The organism is Aquimarina sp. AWH4_224 (assembly GCF_056160245.1).
Genome location: NZ_JBSWWU010000003.1, coordinates 570700 through 587041 on the forward strand (window position 1 = coordinate 570700; position 16342 = coordinate 587041).

General features: G+C 35.8%; 17 protein-coding genes. 4 read left to right on the forward strand and 13 right to left on the reverse strand.

The features are described 5' to 3' along the window. Positions 1-169: 169 nt before the first annotated feature. Positions 170-1030, forward strand: coding sequence for a hypothetical protein (locus ACXAGJ_RS08700; protein ID WP_474838943.1), 861 nt, complete (start codon positions 170-172; stop codon positions 1028-1030). Beyond that, a complete protein-coding gene (locus ACXAGJ_RS08705; RefSeq protein WP_474838945.1) occupies positions 1027-1509 on the forward strand; it encodes a hypothetical protein in 483 nt (160 codons plus the stop codon). The genes ACXAGJ_RS08700 and ACXAGJ_RS08705 overlap by 4 nt, the downstream gene beginning before the upstream one ends. 21 nt (positions 1510-1530) lie before the next feature. On the opposite strand, the gene ACXAGJ_RS08710 is transcribed toward ACXAGJ_RS08705, so the two are convergent. The 6 genes from ACXAGJ_RS08710 to porV form a co-directional block, all read right to left on the reverse strand. Next, positions 1531-2217, reverse strand: coding sequence for an SDR family NAD(P)-dependent oxidoreductase (locus ACXAGJ_RS08710; protein WP_474838947.1), 687 nt, complete (start codon positions 2215-2217; stop codon positions 1531-1533). A 13-nt stretch (positions 2218-2230) separates the two neighbouring features. Then, entirely contained in the window at positions 2231-3232 is a 1002-nt protein-coding gene (locus ACXAGJ_RS08715; protein WP_474838949.1) for a M20/M25/M40 family metallo-hydrolase, read from the reverse strand. Between the two features lie 78 nt (positions 3233-3310). Further along, positions 3311-4924 (reverse strand): pyruvate dehydrogenase complex dihydrolipoamide acetyltransferase, encoded by a 1614-nt coding sequence (locus ACXAGJ_RS08720; RefSeq protein ID WP_474838951.1) that lies wholly within the window; start codon positions 4922-4924, stop codon positions 3311-3313. Between the two features lie 3 nt (positions 4925-4927). Beyond that, positions 4928-5929, reverse strand: coding sequence for a pyruvate dehydrogenase (acetyl-transferring) E1 component subunit alpha (gene pdhA / locus ACXAGJ_RS08725; RefSeq protein ID WP_474838953.1), 1002 nt, complete (start codon positions 5927-5929; stop codon positions 4928-4930). A gap of 149 nt (positions 5930-6078) precedes the next feature. Continuing rightward, positions 6079-6561, reverse strand: coding sequence for a cytidine deaminase (locus ACXAGJ_RS08730; RefSeq protein WP_073316708.1), 483 nt, complete (start codon positions 6559-6561; stop codon positions 6079-6081). Between the two features lie 106 nt (positions 6562-6667). Next, positions 6668-7819, reverse strand: a complete 1152-nt coding sequence (gene porV, locus ACXAGJ_RS08735; RefSeq protein ID WP_073316706.1) for a type IX secretion system outer membrane channel protein PorV — start codon at positions 7817-7819, stop codon at positions 6668-6670. Positions 7820-8382: 563 nt separating this feature from the next. Between porV and gldJ the strand changes: the two genes are divergently transcribed. Both gldJ and ACXAGJ_RS08745 read left to right on the forward strand, forming a co-directional pair. Further along, positions 8383-10059 (forward strand): gliding motility lipoprotein GldJ, encoded by a 1677-nt coding sequence (gene gldJ, locus ACXAGJ_RS08740; RefSeq protein ID WP_073316704.1) that lies wholly within the window; start codon positions 8383-8385, stop codon positions 10057-10059. An 88-nt stretch (positions 10060-10147) separates the two neighbouring features. Further along, a complete protein-coding gene (locus ACXAGJ_RS08745) occupies positions 10148-11425 on the forward strand; it encodes a UDP-N-acetylmuramoyl-tripeptide--D-alanyl-D-alanine ligase (RefSeq protein WP_474838956.1) in 1278 nt (425 codons plus the stop codon). On the opposite strand, the gene ACXAGJ_RS08750 is transcribed toward ACXAGJ_RS08745, so the two are convergent. The 7 genes from ACXAGJ_RS08750 to ACXAGJ_RS08780 all read right to left on the reverse strand — a co-directional run bounded on the left by ACXAGJ_RS08750 (position 11422) and on the right by ACXAGJ_RS08780 (position 16001). After that, entirely contained in the window at positions 11422-12513 is a 1092-nt protein-coding gene (locus ACXAGJ_RS08750) for a DUF2652 domain-containing protein (RefSeq protein ID WP_474838958.1), read from the reverse strand. The genes ACXAGJ_RS08745 and ACXAGJ_RS08750 overlap by 4 nt on opposite strands. A 134-nt stretch (positions 12514-12647) precedes the next feature. Continuing rightward, the gene (locus tag ACXAGJ_RS08755; RefSeq protein WP_474838960.1) at positions 12648-13484 is read right to left on the reverse strand and encodes a sulfate/molybdate ABC transporter ATP-binding protein; all 837 of its coding nucleotides are present in this window, start codon (positions 13482-13484) and stop codon (positions 12648-12650) included. Positions 13485-13519: 35 nt separating this feature from the next. Next, a complete protein-coding gene (gene modB / locus ACXAGJ_RS08760; RefSeq protein WP_474839009.1) occupies positions 13520-14191 on the reverse strand; it encodes a molybdate ABC transporter permease subunit in 672 nt (223 codons plus the stop codon). Then, entirely contained in the window at positions 14191-14589 is a 399-nt protein-coding gene (locus tag ACXAGJ_RS08765) for a TOBE domain-containing protein (RefSeq protein WP_474838962.1), read from the reverse strand. The genes modB and ACXAGJ_RS08765 overlap by 1 nt, the downstream gene beginning before the upstream one ends. Continuing rightward, positions 14586-15350 carry a molybdate ABC transporter substrate-binding protein gene (modA, locus tag ACXAGJ_RS08770; RefSeq protein ID WP_474838964.1) on the reverse strand — a complete coding sequence of 255 codons (765 nt, stop codon included), beginning with the start codon at positions 15348-15350 and terminating at the stop codon, positions 14586-14588. The genes ACXAGJ_RS08765 and modA overlap by 4 nt, the downstream gene beginning before the upstream one ends. 125 nt (positions 15351-15475) lie before the next feature. Then, on the reverse strand, positions 15476-15649 hold the full coding sequence (locus ACXAGJ_RS08775; RefSeq protein WP_474838966.1) for a hypothetical protein: 174 nt from the start codon (positions 15647-15649) through the stop codon (positions 15476-15478). Positions 15650-15815: 166 nt separating this feature from the next. Beyond that, positions 15816-16001: a class I lanthipeptide gene (locus tag ACXAGJ_RS08780; RefSeq protein WP_474838968.1), complete on the reverse strand. Its 186-nt coding sequence runs from the start codon at positions 15999-16001 to the stop codon at positions 15816-15818. Positions 16002-16342: the final 341 nt, after the last annotated feature.

Here is a 16342-nt window from a genome sequence, read left to right on the forward strand (position 1 = left end):
TTTTATCTTGTTAAACTGAAATCAAAAGTATTTGAAGGTCATGGACATGAGTTGTAGCTTATTTGTAAAACACTTGTAATCTGTTTTACAAAGCGTAATTACCTTTTTATCAAAAACTTAGAAAATCACTACAGAGGACAACATATTATTTAATCAGCTTAAAAAAGCTGTGGCTCAGGAGTTTTTATCAAAAAACAATGCTTCAAGCAAGGATATTTCTCTTTGGAAAGGACAGGATATCATTTCTTTTCAAGAGGACCTACAACAAAAAGTAAAAGGAAGTATTAGCGAAAAATCGTTTTATAGTTACTTTAAGAATGCTCCTGAAAAACTCCCTAGAGTAGACATCCTAAATCTGCTTTCTCAATATTGTGATTATAAAAATTGGAATGATTTTAAAGCTACGCATTCCGAAGACCAATTAAAGAACAAAAGACCTGTTCTTTTAAAAGCAACTATTCTTTTACTATCGAGCCTGGTTCTGTTGACCGTTATATATATGTTCACTCCAAAAACCAACACTTTTAATTTTTGTTTTATTGATCAGGATCGAAAACAACCGATCAATACGATCCCTATGGATATTATCATTCTTAATGATCAACAATCTCCCTTCTACACCAAAAGTGATAGTTTAGGGTGTTTTAGTTGGACTACCAAAGATGATTTTATTCAATTTGTGGTACAATCCCCATATCATAAAACAGATACGATTTACCGAATTGTTTCTTCAATAAAAAATGAAGAAATACAAATACGAACAGATGACTACGCGTTAATGCTCCATTACTACGCCAATGGTAAGATAGAAGACTGGGAACATCGCAAGCAAGAACTATCTCAACTCATCGCAAAAGATGCTACCATTTTTCAGGTATTGCCTCATGGATTAGGCATTGAGATGTATTCTAAGATAAAATTTATCAATACGCTTACGACTCCAACAGAACAATTAAAAAATATAGAGATTATAGAATCCAAAAGATTGAATGGACAAATTGTAAAACTAAAATTCAGAGTACGATTATGAAGTTTCAATTCAGTTATATCATCTTCGCCATTCTCCTCTTTATAGGATGTTCAAAAAGAGCTTCAAAAGAGGCTAATGACCTGTATGTACCTGAATTCGAGTTTTCTGAAACGAGTACGGAAACCAGTATAGTTTCTGAAGAAGAAGCTTATAAAATCCTAGTGACTCAGAAATTAAAAGCTTTACTAGATGAAAAGCAGCTGATCAAAACTCATCCCAAATTTAAAATAACTTCAGAAGCAGAAAACATCATCAGAAAAACAACAGATACCCTTATTTCAAAAATTGAATTCATCAATTCGTTTCAGGCTGTTTCTGACTCGGTACAATCGGTAAAAACAAAAATCATCTATCCTACCGCTATAGATACCATATTAACTGTTATCAAAACAAGTACAACAACCATTGATGGAGAACTCTTGAAAACAACCCAGGTTTATTTTGAAAGGCTTAAAACAAAAGTAGAGAACAACAATTAGCAGTTAGCGCTTCCCTTTTGATTATGGAGTACTGTTGGACACTTGTAGCACTTTACCATTATAAAAGCTGTTCCCTGTAAGAGAAAAACCTTTGATATAACTTGCCATTTCAAGAGCCGATAAGGGAGCTTGATATCCAGGAAAAGCTTCTTCCAACATTTCAGTTTGCACCGCTCCAAGAGCAAGTACATTAAAAGCAATCCCACTCTCCTTATATTCTTCTGCCAGCAATTCGCTCAAAGTGATTACCGCTCCTTTACTTGAGCTGTACGCCGCCAAACCAGGAAACTTCATACTTCCTTGTATGCCTCCCATACTGCTCACGGTAACCACATGGCTTCCCGACTTCATAAATGGAAGAATTAACCGGGTAATTTCTGCCACGCCAAAAACATTTACCCGATACACCTCTTCAAATTCTTTTGTAGTAATTTCAGCAAAAGGTTTATTCAGTAATTTCCCAGCATTATTGATCAAAACATCGACCTGATCCCAATTTTCAGTAACAAAATCAGTCATTTTTGCAAGATCTTGTGGTTCACAAATATCAAAAGCAAAACTGGCTATGTTTTTATGATTTAATTTTTGAATCGGGGCTTCATTACGGGATAAGGCAAGTACTTTATGTCCTTCGTCTGCAAACAATTTTGCTAATTCATACCCTATACCCCGGCTTGCCCCCGTTATAATAATATTTTTATGACTCATTTGTGTAAGCTGATTATTTTAACTTGATTTCTTTTTCAGAAGTGCTTGCAATCTTCACAACTGCCGGCAGACAATAATTGATCAATTCTGCCATAAATTCTAAGTTCAATGCAGCAACCTCATCATCTACATGATGATAATAATCATAATTAGTAAAATCGAAAGTAGATATGGTTTGACAAGGCACATTAAATTGTTTGAAAAAAGGAAAATTATCACTGCGTTGAAACAACTGATACTGTTTTGCTTTTGGTAAAAAACCTATAAGTTCCATACCTGAATATTCATTTAATTTTGCTGCCATATTTGATTTTTCATATCCGGTGAGATACGCTTTATATGATTTTCCGTTTAAAGGAACACCGATCATTTCAAAATTGACCATGGTATATATATCCATACCTTTATCCTTAAGTACTTCTGCCAAATGTTTGGAACCCAATAATCCCTTTTCTTCCGCCCCAAAAAGAACAAATAAAATGCTTCGTTTATTCGATTTAAGCTTAGCCAGTTGTTTGGCCAAAGCCAAAACCGCAGTGCTCCCTGCTGCATTATCGTTGGCTCCATTAGCAATAGCATCTCCGTTCACTTCGCTACCTTTTCCAATATGATCCAAATGAGCTCCAACCAATACGAATTGATTAGCAAGTTCTTTATCATTCCCTTTTAGGTAACCCACCACGTTCATCGTAGGAACACCTTTGGCTTCAAAATTATCTCGATACGAATCAAAATAAGGCACCACTCCCATGGATTGAAATTCCTTTTCTACGAACTGCACAGCAGCTTCATATCCTTTACTCCCAGTATCTCTACCTTCTAACTCATCGCTTGCCAAAAACTTCATAGTCGCTTCTATATATTCTTTGGTGATATCTCCCTTCAAATCTTTTAGATCATCCGTCTTAATGATCTGAGGAAGCGTATCTTTTACATCAGACTGAGCCACAACGGTAGCTTGTTTACAAGCAAAAGACAAACTTAATACTGCTATTATCCCTAAATACTTTTTCATACCTCAATTATTTGATGCTAAAGATAAAAAAATCCCGCCTCAAGGTGAAGCGGGATCCTACAATAAGTTTTATTATCACTACGCCAGCATGGTCACTGGGTTTTCTAGATATTGTTTTAAAGTTTGTAAAAACTGAGCTCCGGTAGCTCCGTCTACTGTTCTATGGTCACAAGCCAAAGTTACTTTCATGGTATTTCCTACCACAACCTGCCCATCTTTTACTACTGGTTTTTGAACAATTGCTCCTACAGATAAGATAGCAGAATTAGGCTGATTAATAATAGAAGTAAATTCTTGAATCCCAAACATTCCGAGATTAGAAACCGTAAAAGTACTTCCCGACATTTCTTGTGGAGTCAATTTCTTATCTCTGGCTTTTGTCGCAAGCTCTCGGACAAGTAAATCTATTTCCATAATATTCATCCTATCCGTAAAAGGCAGTACCGGTACTACAAGTCCATCAGGAACAGCTACCGCAACACCAATACTGATGTGTTTATTAAACACAGTAACATCTTCTTTCCAGGTAGTATTTACTTTAGGATGCTTTCGCAATGCCATTGCACATGCCTTAACCACCATATCATTAAAAGAAACCTTAACATCTGGTAATTCATTGATCAATTTCCTTGATGATATCGCATTATCCATATCTACTTCTATAGTAAGATAATAATGAGGTGCGGTAAACTTGGATGCTGAAAGTCCTCTAGCAATCGCTTTACGCATTTGAGAGTTTTTAACCTCTTCAAAGCTTACTTCTCCAGCAGGAACGAATGCCTGAACGGCAGGACTTGCTGTTGTTTCCTTCGACTCTGCTGGCGCTGACACTGACGGAACAAAAGATTCTACATCCTTTTTAACAATACGTCCATTTTCCCCAGTTCCTTTTACCTGAGAAAGATCTATACCTTTATCACTAGCTATTTTTTTAGCTAGAGGAGATGCAAATATTCTGCCTCCAGATGTACTAGTATTAGTCGTTGTTGAAGTTTGCAATTCTTCTTTTTCAGCTTCAGGTTGTGCTGCACTGGTAGTTGAAGTTTCGCTTTTAGCGCTAGTCGCAACAGTTCCATCTTTAAGCCCAGAAACATCTGTACCTGCTGGCCCGATAATCGCTAATAACGCATCTACGGGTGCAGTTTGCCCTTCTTCAATACCAATATGAAGTAATGTCCCATTATAAAATGATTCAAACTCCATGGTTGCTTTATCGGTCTCTATTTCAGCAAGAATATCTCCTTCCTCAACAGCATCACCTACTTTTTTCAACCAGGTAGCCACCGTTCCTTCTTCCATCGTATCACTTAAACGTGGCATTGTAATGATCTCAACACCTTCTGGTATTTCTGTAGTAGTATTGGTTGCAGTAGGTGCTTCTTCATCCTTCTTTTCATCTGAAGCTTCAGGTGCAACTGTAGCGTCTCCATTTAATAATGCAGATATATCTTCACCTTCGTCACCAATAATTGCTAATAATTTATCGACCGGAGCTGTTTCTCCTTCTTCAATACCAATATGCAACAAAGTCCCTTCGTAAAACGATTCGAACTCCATTGTTGCCTTATCAGTTTCTATTTCGGCAAGGATATCTCCTTCACTAATTTTATCTCCTTTTTTTACAAGCCACTTTGCAACTACCCCTTCTTCCATGGTATCGCTTAAACGTGGCATATTGATTACTGTAGCCATAATTTATTGTGGTTTGTGTGATAAAAATGGATAATCATCTTGTTCGTACACTACATCATACATCACATTCTTTTCTGGGAATGGTGATTCTTCTGCAAACTTCTGACATTCAGCCACACGATCCTTCACTCTTTTGTCTATTGTTGCTATTTCTTCGTCGGTAGCATATTTTTTCTCTTTGATAATATCCAACACCTGAGTAATCGGATCTATTTTTTGATACTCTGCTACCTCATCCTTGGTACGGTACTTTTGTGCATCACTCATGGAATGCCCTCTATAGCGATAGGTTTTCAGCTCCAAAAATGTTGGCCCTCCACCCGTTCTTGCTCTTGTAATCGCTTCATCCAGAGCTTCTGCTACTTTTACAGGATTCATGGCATCTACTGGACCACAAGGCATTTCATAACCCAATCCCAATTTCCAAATATCGGTATGATTTGCCGTTCTTTCTACCGAGGTCCCCATCGCATAACCATTATTCTCTACACAAAATACAACTGGTAAATTCCAAAGCATTGCCAGGTTAAAAGTCTCGTGCAAAGATCCTTGTCTTGTAGCTCCATCACCCATAAAAGTAAGTGTAACAGCGTCTCTTTTGTGATACTTATCAGCGAATGCCAATCCTGCACCTAAAGGGATTTGTCCTCCTACTATACCGTGTCCCCCATAAAAACGATGTTCTTTTGAGAAAATATGCATAGATCCTCCTAAACCTTGCGAAGTACCGGTTCCTTTGCCATAGAGTTCAGCCATTACTCGTTTTGGGTCTTCTCCCATACCAATAGGCTGAACATGATTACGATATGCCGTAATCATTCGGTCTTTTGTAAGATCCATGGCATGCAAAGCCCCTGCCAAGATAGCCTCTTGGCCATTATACAAGTGTAAAAACCCTCTTACTTTCTGTTGGATATAGACTTGAGCAAGTTTATCTTCAAACTTCCTCCAGAAAAGCATTTCTTCATACCAGTTAAGGTATACTTCTTTGGTTATTTTTTTCATTTACAATTGTGCTGATAAGTGTAACAATTAATTACCTAAAATGATAATTATTAAATTTTTCCGATTTCGTTCAAAACTGAACGAAAAACAAAAATAAGGTATTCGAAATTAAGGGAAAAACAGTTTTACCAATAAAATCTACGAAAACGTTATAAATACGAATTATCAAAAATAAGGGGTAATAAATTAGATAAAGAGGAAGATTTCACCACTTTTCCTGTCTCTCCCATAAAATATATCTCTATAGGCGTTTTTTGTTTTACCTCGTATTCTGCAATAGCTTGTCTACATGCTCCGCAAGGAGGAGTTGGTGTTACCAACTTATATTTTAAGGATTTTGCAGTAAGCGCCATCTTCTGGATTGCGACATCCGGATAATTAGCCCCTGCATAATAAATTGCAGTTCGCTCAGCGCATAATCCCGAAGGATAACATGCATTTTCCTGATTGTTCCCCAGAACCACTTCTCCATTTTCTAATAATAGCGCAGCACCAACCAAAAATTCTGAGTAGGGAGCATAAGCTTTATCCCTAATCTCCATGGATTTTTTCATCAAATCCTGAATATCCTCTGGCAGTTCATCAAACGAATCATAAATCTGTAATACTGAAGTAATTTTTATTTCCTTCATGCTGTCTTGATTTTCTTTTCAAAAAAAGGGATCATAAGGTACTACAAACAAAAAAAGTATCAAACCATTGGCTTGATACTTTTTTCGAATACTATATCTATTCTATTTAATCGTAATATTCGTCTCCAAAATTGAACGTAAGACCAAAACGAAGTGTTCCTTCTAATGGACTACGTACTGATGATGTTGAAAACAAGTAAGACACGTCTAGATTAACTACATTGTATCTGAAACCTGTTCCTAGAGAAAGGAATTGACGTGCTCCTTTTTCTTCACTCTCATTAAAGTACCCTGCTCTGAAAGCAAATACATCTCTATACATATATTCTGCTCCTAAAGCCCAAGTGATCTCTTTTAACTCTTCGCTAAATCCACCATCTGCATCTCCCCATGAAGAAAAGATTGCTCCAAAAGCACTAATATCCTGATACTCTCTATTATCTTCTGCATCGATATCTCCATCGCCATCAAAATCCTGAGGGCTAGGCACTAACAACTTACTAAATTCTAATGTCGGTGTGATTCTGTTATCCTCATTAAAGATGAAATCAAAAGCTCCACCTACTCTGAAGTTAGTTGGAATGAAGTTTTCCTGACCTGCATCGTCATATCTTATTTTAGGTCCAATATTAGAAATATTGAATCCAGCTCTCCATCTACCGTTAAAAGAATTGAAAGCAATCTCTTCACTTCTAAAAAAACCTGCTACGTCAACTCCAAAACTTCCTGCCGCACTAGCATCATCTGCATTTTCGGTTTGTAATCTTAAATCTGAACGCAAATAACGCCCTGCAACCGCCATAGAGAAGTGATCACTAAGCTTCAACGCATAAGACACATCCAAGGTAAATTCGTTAGGTCTTTGCGTATTTGCAGCACCGTCAGCAGTTTGTCTAAACTCAATATCTCCTAAACTAAAATATCTGAAACTTGCAGCTACTGCACTTCTTTCATTGATTCTATTATAGTAATTAAGATTCCCTAAAAAGATATCATTTACTAGATTACTTAAATAAGGAGTGTAGTTTACCCCAACACCTTGTTTTGTTTTTGCGAATGCATATTTCGCTGGATTCCACTGCTGTGAAAAAGCATCAGGCGAAGTAGCAACCCCCTGATCAGCTAAACCAGCTGCTCTAGCATCTGCTGCAATTAATAAAAATGGGGTGGCTGTGGTAATGGCTCTATTTTCTTGTGCCTTGATAGTAAGATTAGAAAACAGTAAAGAAGCAAGACCAAGAATAATTGTTTTTTTCATACCTGCAAAAATTGAGTTTGACAAATATATAGTTATTTAGTGATTAAAAAAGTGTGTGTTGTTTAATTTTTTTAACTCGTTCTTTTCTTAACGTAAAATTTACCAATATCTTATATGGCAGGTGTTGATTTCTTTAAATCTCAATACACACCGTTCTAAATGTACCCAAAAATACTGAATCAATTTAATTATTATCCGTGATAAAAAACCACACTATTATGTTTATCTTTCTTTTCTATTACACCCAACCTTTGATTTACCCTAAAAAAAAATTAAAAAAAATCACTTCGTTTACTTTAAAGAGTCTGATACCTTTTTAAACCACTAGTAAAACTGCTATTTAGTGATTGCTTACTGTTGTAAAATCCTTTTTTTGTATTGTATTTCTTTTTTTAGGTTTTTCTTAAATGATAAATAATAAACCACAAATTATTCCGTTAAACCAAAGTCGTTGGCAATTCATAAAAAATTGTGAATTGATAATATTTTAAAAATTTTAGGGTAAATTTAACGTTAATTGTTATATTGCAAGCCCTAATTTCTACTTTAACGAACTTAAGATTATGAAAAACGCGTTTATTTTTAAGTCGCTAATGGCACTTTCCGTTAGTGTTTTATTGTTTAGTTGCTCGAAGAACGATTATGGGAGTAGTTCTAGAGCCACTGGTTGGAAATACAATTCCAAGGAAGGTGGCTTTCAGGTAGCAACAAACTACAAAGAACAAGAAACAGGACCCGGTTTAGTATTTATTGAAGGAGGTACTTTTACCATGGGACGAGTACAGGATGATGTTATGCACGATTGGAATAACACCCCTACGCAACAGCACGTACAATCTTTTTACATGGATGAAACCGAGGTAACCAACATTATGTATTTGGAATACCTAGACTGGTTAAAAGGTGTTTATCCTCCAACCGAACCGAAATACAGAAACATATACTACGGAGCTCTTCCGGATACTTTGGTATGGAGAAATCGTTTAGGATTCAATGAAATGATGACTAATAACTACCTGCGTCACCCTGCGTATGCAGATTATCCTGTTGTAGGTGTTAACTGGATTCAGGCAGTTGAATTTAGTAATTGGAGAACCAACCGAGTTAATGAAAGAATTCTTGAAGAAGAAGGTGTAATCAGAGAAAATGCACCATTTGAGGATGTTTCTGCTGAAAGTACTTTCGACACTGAAACTTATCTTAATGCCCCTTCACAAACATATGGAGGTAACGATGAAGCCATTCGCGGTGGTAGAGCCTCAGAAAGATATGCAAAAGACAACGATTCCACTGGCCTATACATACAACGTAAGGATGGTCTATTATTACCAAAATATAGACTACCGACAGAAGCAGAGTGGGAATATGCAGCCTTAGGTTTAGTAGAAATCAGAAGTTATAATATATATAGAGGTAGAAAAAAATACCCTTGGAATGGAAAATATACGCGTTCTGGAAAAAGAAGAACTCGTGGGGATCAATTAGCTAACTTCAAACAAGGAGATGGTGACTATGGTGGAATAGCTGGTTGGAGTGATGATGGTGCCGATATTACGGCTCCTGTTAAATCTTACGATCCAAACGACTATGGTTTATATGATATGGCTGGTAACGTAGCTGAATGGGTTGCCGATATATACAGACCTATTGTAGACGATGAATACAACGATTTTAACTACTATAGAGGTAATGTATACACCAAAAATGCTATCAACCCTGATGGTACTGTGAAAATTGTAATGACAGACTCCATCGTATATGATACATTAAGTAACGGTAAAATTATTTCGAGAGTATTACCAGGAGGTATTCTTCAGGTGCCTATCACCGATGAGGACACTTATATGAGAACTAATTTTACAGAAAGTGACAACAGAAACTATAGAGATGGTGATAAAAGCTCTTCTAGATATTTTGAAGGATACCAAGATGAAAATCTTCCAAATAGAAGAATGTACAACGCCCCAATTCATTATGTAGGACCAGATGCAGAGGATAGCACCAAGCTAGAAAGAAGATATGATGAGTCTAGTAAAAGAACAACCATTGTAGACGACAATGTACGTGTATACAAAGGTGGATCTTGGAAAGACAGAGCATATTGGTTAGACCCTGCACAGCGTAGATTCCTTCCACAGGATATGGCAACTGATTACATCGGTTTCAGAAATGCAATGTCTAGAGTAGGAACGAAAGCAAAAAGAAAGAAAACTCCTCGTCACCAAAAACCAAGAGGATAATATAGAAGTATATTAAAGTTCGTTATATTGAAAAAGCCCTGGCAAAGTACTTGTACAGGGCTTTTTACTATACTAAACCAACGTATTTATGAAAATTTCAACCTTACATAAGCTGTTTTTAGAAAGTGATGGTATCTCAACAGACACCCGAAAAATCAAAAACAACACTATCTTTTTCGCTTTAAAAGGAGGAAATTTTGATGGCAATTCCTATGCCGATGAAGCTTTATCAAAAGGGGCTTCTTATGCGGTAATAGATGATTCCAATTATAAAACTTCAGAAAAACACATATTGGTAAAAGATGTTTTAGAAACACTTCAACATCTGGCTACATATCATAGAGAATATCTGGGGATACCCATTATTGCACTAACCGGTAGTAATGGAAAAACAACCACCAAAGAACTGATTGCTAGCGTCCTCTCTACTAGTTTCAACATAAAAGCCACAGAAGGAAATTTGAACAATCACATTGGTGTTCCTTTAACGCTTTTATCGATGGACAAACAAACCGAAATTGGGGTTGTTGAAATGGGAGCTAACCATCAGGGTGAGATAGCAACACTATCAGAGATTGCCAAACCCGATTACGGATATATTACCAATATAGGAAAAGCACATCTAGAAGGTTTTGGAGGTATAGAAGGTGTACTAAAAGGAAAAACGGAACTCTATAGGCATCTAAAAAAATACGACAAACAGATTTTCCTAAATATTGACGATCCCAAACTAGTTAATGCCGCTACAGGTATGAATACTTTTAGCTTTTCTAAAAATGCAGGTAGCAACGTTCAAATTCAATTTAAAAAGGCAGCACCGGATGTAGTGATTTCTTATCAACAACAAGAGATTAAAAGTAATTTAGTTGGCTCCTATAATTTTACTAATATTGCCGCCGCTATTGCTATTGGAAACTATTTCAAAATTAGTGCCGAAAAAATTAAGACAGCGATAGAATCCTATATCCCTACCAATAACAGATCACAGGTGATAAAAAAGGGTAATTATACGATTATTCTTGATGCTTATAATGCCAATCCTACAAGTATGGAAGCAGCAATCCATAACTTTCATCAATTTGAAGGAGGTACCAAGCTTGTCTTTTTAGGGGATATGTTTGAACTGGGTACTGAAGCAGAAATCGAACATCAAAGGATTGCCGATTTAATTACCAATACTACTACCGATACAATTTATTTAATCGGTAGTAATTTCTATAAGACAAAGGGTACGGATACTCGTGTACAAAGGTTTGAAAATTTTGAAGATTTTTCGAATCATTTAGATATCCCAAACAGCAACGCACACATTCTAATCAAAGGCTCTAGAGGGATGCAGCTTGAACGGATTTTGAATCTCCTTTAACCCACTTCCTTCATCAATTGGTTTTTTACCGCTGTCTCTAAGTTATCTATTGAAGTATTCATTGATTTTCTGAATGCCTTTTTGAGCACCAACGAAATCAATATTTTTTTAAAAATAGACCTAGCTCTCAGATACATTTCTACTCTTAACTTACAACTAGCGTTCGAGATGGGAGTAATAATAAAAAATTGATATAACTCATCAATTGGTACATCATTAGTGCGTTCTCCGTAGACAATTTCATCAGCTTCAGCTTTTTTGGTCACTGTAGTAAAATTGAGTCTTTTACCATCAATTACACAAACATGTTCTGTGCCTAATCGAGTAACCTCATCAGGATTATACTCAAATTTATCCACTCCCTTTGCCCAATAATGTCGATATGCATAATTAGTAATATATTCCAATAATTCATTTGCAGGAATAGTAAAATTACGTTCAAGTACAATGCAAGACTCGGATTTAAAATCTACTTCTTCTGGGATCGCAAAAGGTTTTAATTTGAGTTTTTCTTTGTCTATTTCTGAAAACAAATACCCAATATCCTGATCATCATAACGATCGCTACTTTTATTAAAGTTATATAACTTACTTTGATATGATTCTGTCAGCCCTATCATTTCGCAAACCGAATTGCTTACTAAAGCATAATTGTCACTAGGAATTGAGTTTTTAAGCAATCGATGTGCTTCGATCACAAACTGCCCAAATGGTTTTCTTTTCTCCTGTACAGTTATAAACTGTAACTCTCCAGAATGCACCACAATTTTCAATTGAAGATTTGGAGCAGTAGCACAGGCATTACAAGGGCAAATTCGATTTTTTTCTAGCAGTTTCAAATGACTATAAAACGCAGTAAACATAGTTTCTATCTGCGCTAATAGCTTTTCTTGTGAAGGAATTTCATTTACTTTATAAAAAAACAAGGCATCTCCTTCTACCTCTGCCAATTTAAGATTTTGTGTATTTGCATTAATAAGAACTTCCAATAATTCGGATATCACATGTTGGCTATGTTCTGCCTCGGTATTTTGAATAAAATGTGTAAACCCCGAAATATCTGGTATAAACAATAATGATTGTGCCATCTACTAGTAATGTTCTTACAATTTTGCTTGATAGCAATATACAAATCCTAGTGTATCCTTTACTGTTCTTAGGTTTTATTTAACCATTCCAGGTGCACAAACAAGATATGTACGATTAGCACACACCAATTCTTCTATTCAATTTTTTGAAGCACCGGATTAAAAGCTTTTGAAGCTACTAATACTTTGTCTCCAATATTCATGGTTTTAATTTCCTCTTTATCAGCAATTACCTTTACAAAATTCACCCCCACTAATACGGTCACGATACAAATTATTTCCTGTTCTAAAATTTCAACAATTTCTCCAGAAAATTGGAATTTCCCGCTTAACTTTTGATTGGCAAACACCTCCATGGGTTTTCCATTTTTCGCAATGTGTCCATTCTCGATCATAAAGACACGATCACACATTTTTATGACTTCGCTCACTTCATGACTAATCAATAGAGTGGTTAAATTGAACTGTTTATGGACTTTAAGAATATAATCCTGTAGTTTAGCTCTCATTTTGGCATCCAGTGCAGAGAGGGGTTCATCCAGCATCAAAATTGTTGGTTTACGCACCAAAGCTCTAGCCAAAGCTACTCGTTGTTTTTGTCCGCCCGATAATTTTTCAGGTTTACGATGTTGTAGATCTTCTAATTCAATAATTTGAATTAATTCTTCTACAATTTGAGGATCTTGATTCTTTTCTAATGCAAAAAGTAAATTTTCTTTTACCGACATATTCGGGAACAAGGCATAATCCTGAAAGACAAAACCAATTTTTCTTTCTTGCGGTTTGCGATCAATGCCTTTCTCACTATCAAACCATTTTTCCTGGCCCACACTGATTTGCCCTGCATCAGGACGCATTAAGCCGGCAATGATACGGAGTATAGATGTTTTTCCCGCTCCAGATGCTCCAAAGAGTGTAACAAAAGATCCGTGTTCAATGGTAAAATCTACATCAAGTACCATCTCATTCATAGCCCCCTGTAGCTTTTTTTGTATGTTGACATGAATCATTTCCAAAATCTTTTTAAATATCCGCCATTCCCAACATAAACGAACAGTAAAATACAAAATGCTATAGCAAACAAAATCAGTGAATACACATTTGCTGTATCATAATTTAGAGCTTCTACTTCTTCATAAATTGCTATAGAAGCCACTTTGGTTTTTTGGGGTATACTTCCTCCTATCATTAGCACTACACCAAACTCTCCGATAGTGTGCGCAAAGGCCAGCACAATGCCTGTGAGCAGAGAAGGTTTTATATTGGGAAGAAGTACTTTATAAAGCGTAGTCAGTTTTGATTTTCCCAATACATAAGAAGCTTCCGTCAACGAGGAACTAAGCCCCGAAAGACCGGATTGTATAGGATGAACCATAAAAGGCAGGCTATACATCATGGAAGCCAATACCAAACCATGAAAAGAGAAGATAAATTGAATTCCCAAATACTCTTGTATCCAACCTCCCAGCCAACTGTTAGGACTAAAAACGACCAATAGATAAAAACCAAGTACTGTTGGTGGTAGTACCAAAGGCATACTTACCAAGGTTTCTACAATAGGTTTGATTTTAGACTTTGTGTATGCTAACCAATACGATAAAGGTATCGATAAGATAAAAAGCAAAAATGTTGTAATTAATGCCAACTTAAAGGTTAATATCAAAGGTTGCCAATCTATCATTCTGATAACATAATTTCTGATGCTTTTATCAATACAGTGGCTGTATCTCCCGTTTTAAACTGTAACTGATCCTGCATCACTCTGGTAATTACAGCAGTAATTTTGGCCACACTAATATCTATCCTAATTTTACACAAAATTACTCCTTCTTGTACCGTCAATACTTGTCCTAAAATAGTATTCGGGATACTGATAGTATTTTTATCAGTTTTAGCTAATATAGTTTCGGTTTCCTTAAAAATCAGTTTCACTGTATTTCCTACCCGAAGATACGTCGTTTCATCTTCGGTTTCTATAATCAGCACATGAAATATTGTTGTGCCCAAATTGACCGTTATCAAAGATATTCCATCATTATTTTCAATGGCACTTATTGTTCCTTTTAAGCTGTTCATTCCTTACTATTTATAGCGTAACCAGATTTTTCCAGAATTGTTTTGGCGGTATTGGTAAAGAAAAATTCCTGAAACCTTTCGGCTTTTTCGTGTTGATCTCCTTCGTGTTTAATAACCACCAAGGCTTGAGCAATAGGTTTATAATCTCTTTGGTCTACAGCAACCCAACTCCCTATATCTTTAACTTTATTTGATAAAACTACAGATTTTGAAGTAAAACCAACTTCTGCAGCTCCAGAAATCACAAATTGATTGGTTTGGAGGATACTTTCTCCAAAAACCAGCTTCTCCCTAATATCATCATAAACTTTCATTTTTTTTAAAGCCTCAACACTTGCCTTACCATAAGGTGCCAACTTGGGATTGGCAATGGCAATATGATGTACTTGTTGACTTGTTAAAAGTGGAAGCAAAGGTATTGTACTATCCAATCTGGACCATGCCACTAATTTCCCATATCCATAAATTTTTGGAGCTGACATCGTATACCCTTCTTTAAATAATTGATCGGGGTAATTAGTATCTGCAGAGACAAATATATCGTACGGAGCTCCTTCTTTGATTTGGGCCGTTAGTTTACCCGAAGAACCTATGATTACCTGGCACGTTATTCCTGTGCGTTCTTTAAAAGCCGCAACCAAATCATCAATGGCAAATTGCATATTTGCAGAGACAGCAATACGTAGATCCTCAGATTTTTGCTCAACGCAAGCGGCACTAAAAATGAGGACACAAACACTTAAAACTACTCTCTTAATCATTTCCTTAGGTACTTTTATACAAATTAAAGGAAATAATATTCGTTTATCATAAAAAAAGGGAAGACCTAGTATTAGATCCTCCCTTCCCAAAAAACTAAAAAACAGAAACTTCCTAATTTTATTTACTATTGATAATTTGTTCCACAATTTTCAGATTTGCAATTCGTTTGACACCCCGTTATTTGCTGATCACTTTGTGTTGCAAAAGCTTTTGGATATCCTCCTTTTATTTTGGAGTAGTTCAACTTAGCAATCGTACACTTGTCTATACTAAGATTGTTTTTTCTTATTTTTTTCATGCTGAATAAATTTTAATAATATGCAGTTAATGATTTTAGATTTAAAGTATAGTAACTCTTAACACCATCATCATGACATAAAACACTATTATATTATGGTGGTTAGGGGTCATCTTTAATTAAGGAAGGAAACCTAAGAAAACTTAATTTCTTAGGTTAGAAAGCATTAGCATATCGCTGATCCTCCTCCGCAGGTACCTCCCAAAGAACATCCTTGAGTACAATTTCTTTCTGTATCCTGATTGGTAGTGGTTTTGTCAATTACTAAACGTCCTCCTCGAACTTGATTTTGGTTTAACTTAGTAATCACTTCTTTCTTAAATGAAAGTGTTTTTAAACGTTTTTTTTTCATTCTAAAAAATTTTGGTTTTTGTTTAAACTTTCTTAATCATTTTAGGTCCATTAAGACTTAGACCATACTGTCGAAGAATTCTGATTTAATAATGAAATCACCTCCACCAGAAAGTTTTATTGATAAAGCTTACTGGTGAAGGTGATCCTATAGTTGATTTCTGCTATTTGAGAAAGCTGGTGTCGGTAATTAACTCAGGTAATGATCTGAATGTAATTTGCTATTTTCAACAGTACGGAGTTTTTAGTACCGTTATTTAAATAACAATGTCTTTAAAGAAATGCTTGCTAGCTATAAACCGGATTTTTTTGAAGTACGAAAATTGAGAGTAAATTAAATGG